Here is a 12,935-nt window from a genome sequence, read left to right as displayed (position 1 = left end):
TCCAAGATGAGCAAACCAATGAAGCGAAACGCCTTTTTCCTCTCTGCTGCGATGGCTGGTCTGTTTGCTGTTTATGCTCCTACGTCGTGGTCCAGCGACAACCATGAACAGCACACCCAGAAGTCTACTGATGCCGCGAAATCGAAGGGTTCTCAGAGTATGAATCATGACTCGATGAAGGGTATGGATCATGGCTCCATGAAGGGTATGGACCACGACAGCATGAAAGGTATGGACCATGGCTCGATGGAAGGTATGGATCACAGCAAAATGATGGAATCGCATGGCAGCGATAAAGCTAAGGCAGGGAAAAATGGCCAATAGCCTGGCACGACCATCGCTGCTGGCATTGACCGTTTCATTCAGCATGCTGGGTGCTGCGCCCAGCTTTGCTGCTGAGGAGATGGACCATTCGGCAATGGGGCACGGAGCCATGGAAATGGATTCCGCTCCGTCGGCTGACCCGATGCCAGGCATGGACCACTCTCAGATGGGCGCGAGTAAGCAGCAGAAGAAACCCGCGCCTATTGATCACAGCAAAATGAAACACAGTCAACCTGCAGACAAACCTGCGCACATGGACCACAGCAAGATGGATCATGGCAGCATGCAGGGGATGGACCATGGGGCCATGGATCACTCGATGATGAACCATGGCTCTGATGCCCCAACGACGACTAGCCGTACTCCGATACCTGTGCTGACGGATGCTGATCGCCAAGCTGCCTTTCCTCCGTTGGGCGGGCATCAGATGCATGACAGCGCGATCAACAGCTTCTTCCTGCTAGATAAGCTTGAGTACCAGGATGCAGACGAAGGCAGCGCGCTGGCTTGGGAAGCTTCTGGATGGGTTGGCGGCGATATCAACCGGCTGTGGATCCGATCCGAAGGTGAGCGGACGAATGGCGTCACCGAGGACGCTGAGTTGCAGCTTCTGTATGGGCGTTCCATTAGCCCATGGTGGGATGTGGTCGCTGGGGTGCGCCAGGATTTCCAACCAGGATCTCCTCAGACATGGGGAGCTTTTGGTATCCAGGGCATGGCGCTCTATAACTTCGAAGCCGAAGCCACAGCGTTCATCGGTGAGAATGGCCAGACAGCTGCTCGGCTGGAGGGCGAATACGACATTCTCCTGACCAATCGCCTGATCCTGCAGCCAACCGCTGAAGCTAATTTTTATGGCAAAAACGATCCCGAGCGCGGAGTGGGTTCTGGCCTGGCCAACACTGAAGTCGGCCTGCGCTTACGGTATGAGATCGTGCGCCAGTTCGCACCCTACATCGGCGTAACCTGGAACCGCTCCTACGGAAAAACGGCAGACCTGATTCGCGATGAAGGCGGGGATGTCGATGAAGCGCGTTTCGTAGCCGGCATTCGGATGTGGTTTTGAGAGCCTGACATGAAGAGAACAATTACAACGCTGGTAGTAGCAGGCGCCGTGGGTAGTGCGGCGGCATTGGGGGCCGCGTATTTCGGCCTAGTCAACGTCGGTGCCGATGACCCTCATTTCCCGGCTGTGCATGCTTTCCTCGCCATGGCGCGGGATCGCTCTATTGAAGTTCGCGCACGGGACATCGAGGTTCCGAACCTGAAGGATGAAACCATTATCCGTGCCGGTGCCGGTAACTACAATGCTATGTGCATTGGCTGCCACCTCGCCCCAGGGGTGGATAAAACCGAGCTCAGCCAAGCGCTTTATCCGGCACCGCCCAATCTTGCCAAGATTGGTTTAAGCGATGACCCCGCAGCTGCGTTCTGGACCATTAAACACGGTATCAAGGCTACCGGTATGCCCGCTTGGGGCAAGAGCATGGGTGATCAGTACATCTGGGGTATTGTCGCTTTCCTTGAGCAAATGCCGCAGATGAACGCAGAGCAGTACAAGGCCCTGGTAACAACCAGTGGCGGCCACCAGCACGGTGGTGGGGAAAGTGAGATGCACAACCATGAGGGCCAGCATGGCGGCAATGAGCCAGACCATCATGGCAAGGCCTCCTCTGAGGCAGGGCACCACGATATGGAGCAGTCAGAGGCTCATCACTCACACTCGGCAGATTCCGAGGGTCACGAGTCTGAGGGCGGCCATCATGATGCTACCGAGTCCTCTAGCGATCAGCATGCCAAGCCAGGCTCGAAGACGCACACACACAAAGATGGAAAGGTACACACCCATGAAGGCTAACAGCCGCTTTCTCAGGTTGGCCGCCTTTGCGGCATTCATCGCGCTGCCGCCAGTCTACGCAGCCGTACCGACCACGATTGATGTTCATCGGGATGCCAATTGCGGGTGCTGTAAAAAGTGGATCGCGCACTTGGAGCAAAATGGCTTCAAGGTCATTGACCATGTTGAAACCGATATGAGCGCTGTGAAACAGAGCCTTGGAGTCGCACCGCGTTTGGCTTCCTGTCACACGGCAGTGATTGATGGGAAGTTTGTCGAGGGACACGTGCCAGCTGAGCAGGTTCGTGAGCTGGCAAGCAGGGATGATCTGATCGGTGTCGCCGTCCCAGGAATGCCGGCAGGCTCTCCAGGTATGGAAGTGGATGGTGTCTCTCATGCATACCAGGTCATCGGTCTCAACCAGAGCGGACGGGATGAAGTGGTTGCAGAGTATCCAGGCCACTGACCCACCGTTTTCCCAACGCAAACGGCGCTTTTAAGGCGCCGTTTGCGTTTGGACAGCATTCAGAGCTCAATTTTGGCCGCGGCAATTGATGCCAGCTACGCGGTATTCGAGAATGTTGAGCTTGCCTGTCGAGTCTTCATAGGTCATTTGCGCAGGCATCACGTCACAGCTTCCCCGGTTCGAGGTCACAGCAATCACTTTTGCTACATCGAGCTCCATGCCGTAGCGGTAGTGGACAACCTCAGGGGGATTTTTACCGATGGAGGCTGCGTATGCGCGCATGGCCTGTTCATTCGCCTGAATCATCTTCCCGTGCAGGCGGTCAGATCCACCTTCAGCCATCGCGGCCGAGGAAGCCGTCAGAATCAGTAAGGCGGCAATGCCGTTGAGAGCTTTCATGTTCGTCACTCCGATTTGGTGTGACTGAATCTTAGGGGGCAGCACCTGTCTCTCGGGTGATCTGTGGATTACATCTTTGTCAGCCGCAGGCGGTGCAGAGCTGGCATCTGGCATGTGTAATGCCCAATAGGCAACCGATGCTGCTAAGAGGCAAACCTGAATTCTCCAGCCGCATAGTGATACGGGGGCTCCGTCGAGCGGATTCAATCAAAGCCACCACAAAGCCGCGTGAATACTGGCGGCGACAGTTTTAATTCTCTAGAGCAATCGCCTGAAGCCGCATTTCGTCCGTTTGCGACAGTTTTGCATTTTCTCCAAAGGAGCCGCAGGCCCCATGAAATGAGGCCTCTTTGCGACAGTTTTAATTCTCTAAATTCACCGCCCCGTCGCGACACAAGGCCGCTCCTACAGGAAATTGCGTTCTCCTGTAGGAGCGGCCTTGTGTCGTGATGGGCTGCAAAGCAGCCCCCGGCTATCTCACATCATATCTGCATCGCCATCCCGTCCACATTCATCGCTGCCTGGCGCAAGGCCTCGGAGCGGGTCGGGTGGGGGTGGCAGGTGAGGGCGATGTCTTCCGCCGAGGCCGAGAACTCCATGGCCACGCAGAACTCACCGATCATCTCGCTGACACTTGGGCCTACCAGGTGCACCCCCAGCACTTCGTCGGTCTCGGCATCGGCGATGACCTTGGCGAAGCCTTCGGTTTCGTGGTTGATCTTGGCCCGGCTGTTGGCCGTGAACGGGAACTTGCCTACTTTATAAGCACGCCCTTCGGCCTTGAGCTGCTCTTCGGTCTTGCCCACGGTGGCCAGCTCCGGGCGGGTGTAGATCACGCCAGGAATAAGGTTGTAGTTGACCTCGTGGGGCTTGCCGGCGATGCGTTCGATGCAGGCCACCGCTTCGTCTTCGGCTTTGTGCGCCAGCATCGGGCCGGAGGTGACGTCGCCAATCACCCAGATACCCGGCACGGAAGTGCGGTGGTGGTCATTGCCGAGCATGCCGCGCTTGTCGGTTTCCAGGCCCACGCTTTCCAGGTTCAGCCCTTTGGTATAGGCGCGTCGGCCGATGGCGACCAGTACATAGTCAGCCTGCAGCGTTTCTGCGGTGCCGCCAGCTGCTGGCTCCAGGGTCAGGTTCACGCCATCGGCGCTGGCGTTCGCCTGGGTCACCTTGCTACCCAGCTTGAACACCATGCCTTGTTTGGCCAAGGCCTTCTGCAGGGTCTTGGCGGTTTCTTCGTCGGTGCCCGGACAGATGCGGTCGAGGTATTCGATGACCGTGACCTGGCTGCCCAGGCGGCGCCATACCGAACCCAGCTCGAGGCCGATCACGCCAGCTCCGATGACGACCAAATGCTTGGGCACCTGTGGCAGCGACAGCGCGCCGGTGGAGTCGATGATGCGCTGGTTGTCGATGGTCACGCCCGGCAGGGGCGTAGGCTCGGAGCCGGTGGCAATGACGATGTCTTTGGCCTGCAGTGCGGTTTCGCTGCCATCCTCAGCCTTGACCACGACCTTGCCGACGCCATCCAGGCGACCCCAGCCCTTGATCCAGTCGACCTTGTTCTTGCGGAACAAGTACTCGATGCCCTTGGTCAGGCCGGTCACGCTCTCGTCCTTCTGTTTCATCATCTGGGCGAGGTTGAGGGTAGGTTTGACTTCGATACCGAGGTGGGCGAACTCGTCACCACTGGCGGCTTCGTACAGCTCGGAAGCATGCAACAGTGCCTTGGAGGGCATGCAGCCCACGTTCAGGCAGGTGCCGCCCAAGGTCGAGCGGCCTTCCACGCAGGCTACGCTCAGGCCTAGTTGGCCGGCGCGAATGGCTGCGTTGTAGCCGCCAGGGCCACCGCCGATGATCACCACGTCATAGGATTTCATGGGTTCAACTCCAGGATGAAGAAGCGCAAGAGGGGCACAAGGTTAAGCTGAGATGCAAGAATTGTATACAATCCGCGATGTGCATAAGATTAGTTGGTTCTAGACCATGGTCTCGTTTAGAGGAAACATCCCACGAATGAACTACTCTGATCCGGCGACGTTCGAAATATCAGGCGTCGTGGCCAAATACGGACAGGAGGGTCGTTCATGCTTGCGCAACTTCCACCGGCACTGCAGAGCCTGCATCTGCCGCTGCGGCTGAAACTGTGGGACGGTAACCAGTTCGATCTGGGGCCTAGCCCGCAGGTCACTATCCTGGTCAAGGAGCCACAGCTGATCAGCCAGTTGAGCCACCCGAGCATGGACCAACTGGGCACGGCATTCGTCGAAGGCAAGCTGGAGCTGGAGGGCGATATTGGTGAAGCCATCCGCGTATGCGATGAGCTGAGCGAAGCGCTACTGACCGACGAAGACGACACCCCACCGCAGCGTCAGGCCCACGACAAGAGCACCGACGCCGAAGCGATTTCCTACCATTACGATGTTTCAAACGCGTTCTACCAGCTATGGCTGGATCAGGACATGGCCTACTCGTGCGCCTACTTCCGTGAGCCGGACAACACGCTGGATCAGGCACAGCAGGACAAATTCGATCATCTGTGCCGCAAGCTACGCCTGGAAGCAGGTGATTACCTGCTCGACGTTGGCTGCGGCTGGGGTGGGCTGGCGCGTTTCGCTGCTCGCGAATATGGCGCCAAGGTGTTTGGTATCACCTTGAGCAAGGAGCAGCTCAAGCTCGGTCGCGAGCGGGTGAAGGCAGAGGGTTTGGCCGACAAGGTCGACCTGCAGATTCTCGACTACCGCGACCTGCCTCAGGACGGCCGCTTCGACAAGGTTGTCAGCGTTGGCATGTTCGAGCATGTCGGGCATGCCAACCTGGCGCTGTATAGCCAGAAGCTGTTCGGTGCCGTGAGGGAAGGGGGGCTGGTGATGAATCACGGTATCACCGCCAAGCATGTGGATGGTCGCCCGGTCGGGCGTGGCGCTGGCGAGTTCATCGATCGCTACGTCTTCCCCCATGGCGAGCTGCCGCACCTGTCGATGATCAGTGCCAGCATCTGTGAAGCGGGGCTGGAAGTGGTAGACGTGGAAAGCCTGCGTTTGCACTACGCCAAGACCTTGCACCACTGGAGCGAGAACCTGGAGAACCAGCTGCACAAGGCGGCGGCGCTGGTGCCCGAGAAGACCTTGCGCATCTGGCGGCTGTACCTGGCCGGGTGTGCTTATGCCTTCCAGAAAGGCTGGATCAACCTGCATCAGATTCTGGCAGTTAAACCCTACCCCGATGGGCACCATGATCTGCCCTGGACGCGTGAAGACCTATATCGTTGAATTGCTAAAAAGTACGCAAGCGCGACACCATACTCTGTGGGAGCGGGTTTACCCGCGAATGCGTCGGTACAGCCACTGACGTCTTCGCGGGTAAACCCGCTCCCACAAGGTGTGCGATACCCAGAGAGGGGCGCTTACGCTTCAGAGAATCGGCGAAATCAGCCGAGCAATCCGCATCCCCAGTTGCTGCAGCTGATGAGTATCGCGGCTGTCCTCCGCAGTAATTTCCCGTGCCTGTTCAAAGTCATTGCTCAGCATTTTCTCGACCTGGTCAGCGAAGCCGTGGTCGACCGTGAGCAGGGTGATTTCGAAGTTCAGGCGGAACGAGCGGTTGTCCAGGTTGGCACTGCCGATCGCGCTGACATCGTCATCCACCAGCACCACCTTCTGATGCAGGAAGCCCGGTTGGTAGCGGAACATGCGTACACCCGCACGTACCGCTTCGAAGGCGAAAAGGCTGGAGGCGGCATAGACGATGCGATGGTCTGGGCGTGACGGAATCAGCACTCGCACATCGACCCCACGCAGTACTGCCAAACGCAACGCGGCGAACACCGCCTCGTCGGGGATGAAGTACGGGCTGGTGATCCACACGCGCCGGGTGGCTGAATGGATCGCCTCAAGGAAGAACAGCGAGCAGGTTTCCTGTGGATCGGCCGGGCCGCTGGCCAAGGCTTGGCACAGCACGCCGTTGTCAGGGTAGGCGTCCGGCAGAATCAGCGGCGGTAGCTGGCGCGTGGCCCAGTACCAGTCCTCGGCGAACGACTCCTGCAGGCAGGCCAGCACCGGCCCGCTGATCTGCACGTGGGTGTCGCGCCAAGGTGAAAGCTGCGGGTGGCCACCGAGGTACTCATCGCCCACGTTGTGCCCGCCGATAAAACCGAGCAAGCCATCCACCACCACGATTTTGCGGTGGTTACGGAAGTTAACCTGGAAGCGGTTGAACCAGCCCCGACGGGTTGCAAAGGCATGAATCTGTACACCACCGTCGCGCATCAACTGGCTGTAGCTTGCCGGCAAGGCATGGCTGCCGACACGGTCATACAGCACGAACACCCGCACCCCCTCGGCGGCCTTGCGCAGCAGCAGTTGCTGCAACGCTTTGCCAAGATTGTCGTCATGGATGATGAAGAACTGCACCAACACCACGTCGCGGGCTTTTTCGATGGCGGCAAATATTGCATCGAATGTTGCTTTGCCATCGATCAGCAGCTTCACCTCGTTATTGGCAAGGCAAGGCATGCGCCCGAGCTTGGGCATGGCGCGCAACGCCGCATAGCTTTCCGACTCGCGGGCCGTGAGGGCTTCTTCTACCCAAGGCCGCCAGTTGAGGTTGGCCATGGCCACATGCATTTCCTGGTTGGCCTGGCGCCGGGCCTTGATGTAGGCATAGAACGAGCGCGCACCAAAAATCAGGTAAGGGATCAGGGTGAGGTAAGGGATGAAGAACAACGGCATGGCCCAGGCGATTGCGCCTTGGGCAGTGCGCACGGTGAACAGTGCGTGCAGTGCGGCGACGATACCCAGCAGGTGAACCAGGCCGAGTAGGTAACCGAAGAAGTAGGGGCTGTGGTAGTCCATATGCATCCTGCTTGCCGAGTACACTTGAGTAACAGAACACGTTCCCGGTCCGCCTTGCAACCTGCAGGTGGATTTGGCGTCTAAGGCTCAGCCCGGCCCACTTGGCCGGCTTTTTCCAGGAGCGTTCGTCCATGAAGATTCGTCTGCCACTGTTGGCGTTGGCCCTAGGTGTGAGCAGCCCGCTGGTGCATGCTCAGATGCTACAGCCAGGTTTGTGGGAGCTGACCACTAGCAACATGCAGGTCGATGGCAAGCCGTTACCCGATATGGAGTTCATGCTCGGCCAGTTGAAGAACCTGCCGCCAGAGCAGCGCGCGATGATGGAAGGGGTGCTGGCCAAGCAGGGAGTGACTGTTGGGGGTAAGGGGGTGCGCTCGTGCCTGACGCCAGAACAGGTGGCAACCAACGATATCCCTCTGCAGGACCCGAAGTCAGGTTGTACCCAAAAGATAACCGACCGCACCGGCAATGTATGGAAGTTCCAGTTCAGCTGCCCCAAAGCGCAGGGCAGTGGCCAGGCGACTTTCCTCAGTGACCGGGAATTCACCACCCAGGTCAACGGTACATTCAACGCCTCGGGTGTACAGCAGCAAGGCAGCATGAACACCCGTGCCGTGTGGTTGGGCAATGACTGCGGCTCGGTCAAGCCGCGCAGCTGACATCCCATTGCCACTGGCTGGTTGCGACAGCGTCGTGGGCATGCAGGCTTTCTGCATGTTCCACGCGCAGCTTGAAGGCCGTGCTCCATTCTATTTGCCTTAGCGCCTTGTGCAGGCGTCGTGCGGCGTCTTCGCAGAACATCAGGTTCTGGCCGTTGGCCAAGGCAAAGGCTTGTTCGTCTGCGCGCTTAACTGCGGTCTGCACCGCTGTCCCCAGGCTTGCTTCTATGCAGTCGATCAACTCGGTGATTGGCAGAACCTGCTGATTGCTGCGCAGCCTTACCTGGATTAGCGCGCTGCTACGTTGGCTATGGGGCGTCGCTACGATGCCTTCGGCGCTGCCAAGCCACTGCAGCACTGCAGATTTGTCGACCTGCTCTGTACTGAAATGCGCCTGGAACTGCTGCTGAATCAGTTGCCGTGCAAGTGCAGCCGAGCATGGGCAGGTCGAGGAGTAAGGGACAGAAACGGATAGTTCCACGTGGAACATTTCATTTTCGATCCTTGCATCGACTGTGACCGCATAGCTTTTCCAACCCTCCAACGGGCTGATCAACGCAGGCCTTTTCAGTAGATGCTCGAAGCGCAAACGCAGATAGGCGGCGGAAGAAAGGCCTTCGTGGCTGCTGAGGAAGTTACCCAGCAGCTGGCGGATGGTGAGCGGCGTCAGAGGCTGATGTTCCAACGACTCTAGGGCGAGATAAAGCCGCGACATATGGATACCGCGTGAGCTGCCGTCTACCAGGCTAACGCCGGCATCGACCGTGGCAGCTGCTGTGCGCCCCTCGAACTGTACAGGTTGGGCGATCCCGCACATACCCACCCAGTTCAAAGGTAAGGCGTATTCATGGGTTTGTGCGGCAATGTCGGGGAGCTTGAGCTGAGTCATCTGGTATTCCAAACAAAAGGGAGATCAGCGGCCATCACCGATCAAGCTGCAATGCCAGGAGGGCACCCTGGCACGTGGCGGGTTCACTTTTCCTCCCGGTGGGCATTCGTTCGTCACGAACGGCTTGGCGAAATTGTATTGTTACTTTATAACATTGTGCAATGCATCGTTTCGAATGCGCTCGCCTGAAGAGGTTTCGCCATGTCCAACCGTCTCCCTGTCACCGTGCTATCCGGCTTCCTTGGCGCCGGCAAGAGCACCTTGCTCAACCATGTGCTGCGTAACCGCGACAACCTGCGAGTCGCGGTCATCGTCAATGACATGAGCGAAATCAACATCGATGCGAGCGAGGTGCAGCGCAACGTAAGCCTCAACCGTGCCGAGGAGAAGCTGGTGGAGATGAGCAATGGCTGCATCTGCTGCACGCTGCGTGAAGACCTGCTCGAGGAAGTGGCGCGGCTGGCTGAAGAAGGGCGTTTCGATTATTTGCTGATCGAGTCCACGGGGATCTCGGAGCCACTGCCTGTGGCCGAGACCTTCACCTTCCGCGACGAACAGGGCCGTAGCCTGTCCGACATGGCGCGCCTGGACACCATGGTCACTGTGGTCGATGGCCTGAACTTCCTGCGTGATTACCAGGCAGCAGACAGCCTGGCCAGCCGTGGCGAAACCCTGGGTGAGGAGGACGAGCGCTCAATCAGTGACTTGCTGATCGAGCAGGTCGAGTTCGCCGATGTACTGTTGCTGAGCAAGATCGACCTGATCAGCCAGCACGAGCGCGAAGAGCTCATGGCCATTCTGCGCAGCCTCAATGCCCGGGCGCGGATCGTGCCCATGGTCATGGGCCAGGTACCGCTGGACCGCATCCTCGACACCGGCCTGTTCGACTTCGACCAGGCCGCCCAGGCACCGGGCTGGCTGCAAGAGTTGCGCGGCGAGCATGTGCCGGAAACCGAAGAGTATGGCATTGCCGCCACCACCTGGCAGGCCCGGCGCCCCTTTCATCCACAGCGCTTTTTCGACTTTATCCACAAGCCATGGAGCAATGGGCGCCTGCTGCGTTCGAAAGGTTTTTTCTGGCTGGCCAGCAAATACCAGGAAGCCGGAAGCTGGTCGCAGGCAGGCGGCATGATGCGCCATGGCTTGGCGGGCCGCTGGTGGCGTTTCGTGCCGCGCGAGCAGTGGCCACAGGATGTGGATAACACAATCGCGATCTTGAAGAACTGGGTTGCCGAGAGCGGTGACTGCCGCCAGGAACTGGTGTTCATCGGGCAGAATATTGACTTCGAAGAATTATCCACAGCACTCGATGCATGCCTTTTGACCGATCAAGAAATGGAATTGGGGCACATGGGCTGGTTGCGCCTGCCCGATCCGTTCGGTCCATGGCATGAGGAGGCCGCAGCATGAACCCTGCATCCAAGCCTGTGGATATTTTCCAGGTATTTGGCGAGACACCGCAGGTGCTGACCGATGTGCTGCAGGATGGCGTAAACCTGGCAGTATGGCGGCGACGTTTGCCACCACAACTGGAGGACTTTGCCGCGCTGGTGGTCAGCCTCGGCCAGCCCTTGGCAGACCAGCGCGTCATCGATGTGGATGAGCAGCACATGCCGGTTTTCACCGAACTCTTGCGCGAAGCGGCCGACTTGCACGGCTATGAGGCATTCGTGGCGGATGTGGCCTGGCTGGTGGCGGCCTATACCTGCCTGGTGGGTGCGCAGCGGGTAGGTTTGCGCCTGCGGGTACTGACAGGCCCGATGTGCCCGCGCTTCCATGTGGATAACGTTCCGCTGCGTCTGCTCACTACCTACGCAGGCCCAGGTAGCGAGTGGTTGAAAGAGGACGCGAGCCCTCGTGGCAACTTACACACAGCAATACTTCCTGTGGATAACGTTCAGTACTTGCAAGCTGGCGATGTGGCGGTGCTCAAAGGTGAAAAGTGGCAGGGCAACGAAGGTGCGGGCCTGGTGCATCGGTCGCCATCGGGGCAGCAGGGGCGCCTGCTGCTCAGTCTTGACTGGCTGGCCTGACGGCGCATAGTGAGGCATCGCCATCGCCCGAAGCCGCCCATGCTGCAGAACATTCCCACCCACGTGATTGCCGGTCCGCTGGGGGCCGGCAAGACTACCCTGATCCGTCACCTGCTGGCCCAACGCCCGGCCAATGAGCGCTGGGCAGTATTGATCAACGAATTCGGCCTGGTAGGCCTGGATGCGGCCTTGCTCAGCCGTGACGAAGACGGCATCGCCATCGGCGAAGTCGCAGGTGGCTGCCTGTGCTGCGTCAATGGCATGCCGTTCCAGGTGGGCCTGGGCCGACTGCTGCGCAAATCCCGCCCTGACAGGCTGTTCATCGAGCCGTCCGGGCTGGGTCATCCCTTGCAGTTACTCGCTCAGTTGCAAAAAGCCCCTTGGGCTGGAGTGCTGACAATACAGCCATTGCTGATGGTCGTGGACGCGCAGTCGATGGTCCGGAACGAGCAGCTTCAGGAGGATCAACAGCAGGCGTTCGATGCTGCTGAAAGCGTTGTCTTGAACAAATCAGAGGCTGTGGATGAAAGCGCTAAATTGTTGATAACTAATAAATTTTATAAAAAGAAAATATTCTGGACCGTCCAAGGTGGGCTGCCCTTGTCGGACCTTCCGGCTGTACCCCATGGCATTGTCGACAGCTCGCTTGTGGATAACAGGATTGTCGACAATCTTGTAAATCCACCGACAGCGCTATGGGCAGACCCCGGGCAGCCGATCTGTCTTGCCCAGCAGGGAGAGGGAGGTTGGAGCATCGGCTGGCGCTGGCACCCTGGGCAGCAGTTTTATCCACAGCGGTTGCAGGCGTTCTTGCGGGCTTGGCCGTGGCGGCGTGCCAAAGGGGTTATCCACAGCGTGGAGGGCTGGCAATCATTCAATGGCCTGAATGGGGACATGCCCGCCTGGCAGCCCAGCGACTGGCGCAGGGATACGCGTATCGAGCTGATTTTCGACCAGCCGCAATCGCAATCCGCGCTGCAGGCCGGGTTGAGCGAATGTCGTGTCAGCTGATCAGTTGCGCCAGCGGTTGTGCTCCTGGCGCCACTGCTGCATCTCGATGACGTTGTCGGCGCGCGGCGGGGTCTTGATCTCGAACGGGTAGGGCGCTAGTTCGATCTGCACGCTGTGGGCGCCGAACTGGGTCACGGTACCGGGGTGGCGCTGTTCGCCCGTGACGGTGAATTCGAAGGCGTAGACGCGCGCCAGGCGCTTGCGGCCGTTGGCGTCACGGACAAAGGCGATGCGCTTGAGTGCGACCGCGTCGTCGAGCAGTTCGAGGTCGAGCTTGGCGCAATGCTGTTTGACCCGTTCCAGGGCTTTCTCGCGCAACCCGTGGTTGTGCCACAACCAGGCGCCTGCCGTGGCGACCAGCATCAGGACGAAGAGGTTTTCCAGGGTCAACATTTGCGTATGCTCCAAACAGGTCGATCCAGCTTAACTGCGTCCCTGGCCTGTCGTACAGGTGGCAATCG

General features: G+C 58.8%; 14 protein-coding genes. 9 read left to right on the top strand and 5 right to left on the bottom strand.

Annotated elements, in window-relative coordinates:
* Positions 1-6 precede the first annotated feature (6 nt).
* Genes KDB76_RS28675 through KDB76_RS28660 form a run of 4 tightly spaced genes read left to right on the top strand, consistent with a single transcriptional unit; the run spans position 7 to position 2,627 of the window.
* The gene (locus KDB76_RS28675) at positions 7-324 is read left to right on the top strand and encodes a hypothetical protein (RefSeq protein WP_019752833.1); all 318 of its coding nucleotides are present in this window, start codon (positions 7-9) and stop codon (positions 322-324) included.
* Positions 314-1,390 carry a copper resistance protein B gene (locus KDB76_RS28670; RefSeq protein ID WP_019752832.1) on the top strand — a complete coding sequence of 359 codons (1,077 nt, stop codon included), beginning with the start codon at positions 314-316 and terminating at the stop codon, positions 1,388-1,390. Before KDB76_RS28675 ends, KDB76_RS28670 begins: the two co-directional genes overlap by 11 nt.
* A gap of 9 nt (positions 1,391-1,399) precedes the next feature.
* Entirely contained in the window at positions 1,400-2,182 is a 783-nt protein-coding gene (locus KDB76_RS28665) for a cytochrome c (protein WP_024087928.1), read from the top strand.
* Positions 2,172-2,627, top strand: coding sequence for a DUF411 domain-containing protein (locus tag KDB76_RS28660; RefSeq protein ID WP_019752831.1), 456 nt, complete (start codon positions 2,172-2,174; stop codon positions 2,625-2,627). The genes KDB76_RS28665 and KDB76_RS28660 overlap by 11 nt, the downstream gene beginning before the upstream one ends.
* A gap of 66 nt (positions 2,628-2,693) precedes the next feature.
* On the opposite strand, the gene KDB76_RS28655 is transcribed toward KDB76_RS28660, so the two are convergent.
* Complete coding sequence (locus tag KDB76_RS28655) at positions 2,694-3,026, bottom strand: DUF2790 domain-containing protein (protein WP_019752830.1); 333 nt, start codon at positions 3,024-3,026, stop codon at positions 2,694-2,696.
* Positions 3,027-3,508: 482 nt separating this feature from the next.
* Positions 3,509-4,909 (bottom strand): dihydrolipoyl dehydrogenase, encoded by a 1,401-nt coding sequence (gene lpdA / locus KDB76_RS28650; RefSeq protein ID WP_013974854.1) that lies wholly within the window; start codon positions 4,907-4,909, stop codon positions 3,509-3,511.
* A 207-nt stretch (positions 4,910-5,116) separates the two neighbouring features.
* Between lpdA and cfaB the strand changes: the two genes are divergently transcribed.
* On the top strand, positions 5,117-6,301 hold the full coding sequence (cfaB, locus tag KDB76_RS28645) for a C17 cyclopropane fatty acid synthase CfaB (protein ID WP_013974853.1): 1,185 nt from the start codon (positions 5,117-5,119) through the stop codon (positions 6,299-6,301).
* Between the two features lie 141 nt (positions 6,302-6,442).
* On the opposite strand, the gene cls is transcribed toward cfaB, so the two are convergent.
* The gene (gene cls, locus KDB76_RS28640) at positions 6,443-7,882 is read right to left on the bottom strand and encodes a cardiolipin synthase (RefSeq protein WP_024087927.1); all 1,440 of its coding nucleotides are present in this window, start codon (positions 7,880-7,882) and stop codon (positions 6,443-6,445) included.
* Between the two features lie 131 nt (positions 7,883-8,013).
* On the opposite strand from cls, the gene KDB76_RS28635 reads away from it, so the two are divergent.
* Entirely contained in the window at positions 8,014-8,541 is a 528-nt protein-coding gene (locus KDB76_RS28635) for a DUF3617 domain-containing protein (protein WP_015272374.1), read from the top strand.
* Here the strand turns inward: KDB76_RS28635 and folE2 are convergent.
* Positions 8,525-9,430, bottom strand: a complete 906-nt coding sequence (folE2, locus tag KDB76_RS28630) for a GTP cyclohydrolase FolE2 (RefSeq protein WP_024087926.1) — start codon at positions 9,428-9,430, stop codon at positions 8,525-8,527. The two genes, KDB76_RS28635 and folE2, sit on opposite strands and share 17 nt — an antisense overlap.
* 201 nt (positions 9,431-9,631) lie before the next feature.
* Between folE2 and zigA the strand changes: the two genes are divergently transcribed.
* The 3 genes from zigA to KDB76_RS28615 are packed head-to-tail and all read left to right on the top strand — an operon-like array spanning position 9,632 to position 12,474.
* Positions 9,632-10,840 carry a zinc metallochaperone GTPase ZigA gene (gene zigA, locus KDB76_RS28625; RefSeq protein ID WP_013974849.1) on the top strand — a complete coding sequence of 403 codons (1,209 nt, stop codon included), beginning with the start codon at positions 9,632-9,634 and terminating at the stop codon, positions 10,838-10,840.
* Entirely contained in the window at positions 10,837-11,463 is a 627-nt protein-coding gene (locus KDB76_RS28620) for a DUF1826 domain-containing protein (protein ID WP_013974848.1), read from the top strand. The genes zigA and KDB76_RS28620 overlap by 4 nt, the downstream gene beginning before the upstream one ends.
* 39 nt (positions 11,464-11,502) lie before the next feature.
* Positions 11,503-12,474: a GTP-binding protein gene (locus KDB76_RS28615; RefSeq protein ID WP_013974847.1), complete on the top strand. Its 972-nt coding sequence runs from the start codon at positions 11,503-11,505 to the stop codon at positions 12,472-12,474.
* Here the strand turns inward: KDB76_RS28615 and KDB76_RS28610 are convergent, their stop codons facing one another.
* A complete protein-coding gene (locus KDB76_RS28610; RefSeq protein WP_013974846.1) occupies positions 12,475-12,867 on the bottom strand; it encodes a DUF3301 domain-containing protein in 393 nt (130 codons plus the stop codon).
* Positions 12,868-12,935: the final 68 nt, after the last annotated feature.

Origin of the sequence: Pseudomonas sp. JS425, from assembly GCF_018223845.1 — a bacterium.
GTDB classification, from domain to species: domain Bacteria; phylum Pseudomonadota; class Gammaproteobacteria; order Pseudomonadales; family Pseudomonadaceae; genus Aquipseudomonas; species Aquipseudomonas asiatica.
The sequence above is the reverse complement of the archived record's forward strand: the minus strand, read 5'-3'. Positions and strand labels throughout refer to the sequence as shown.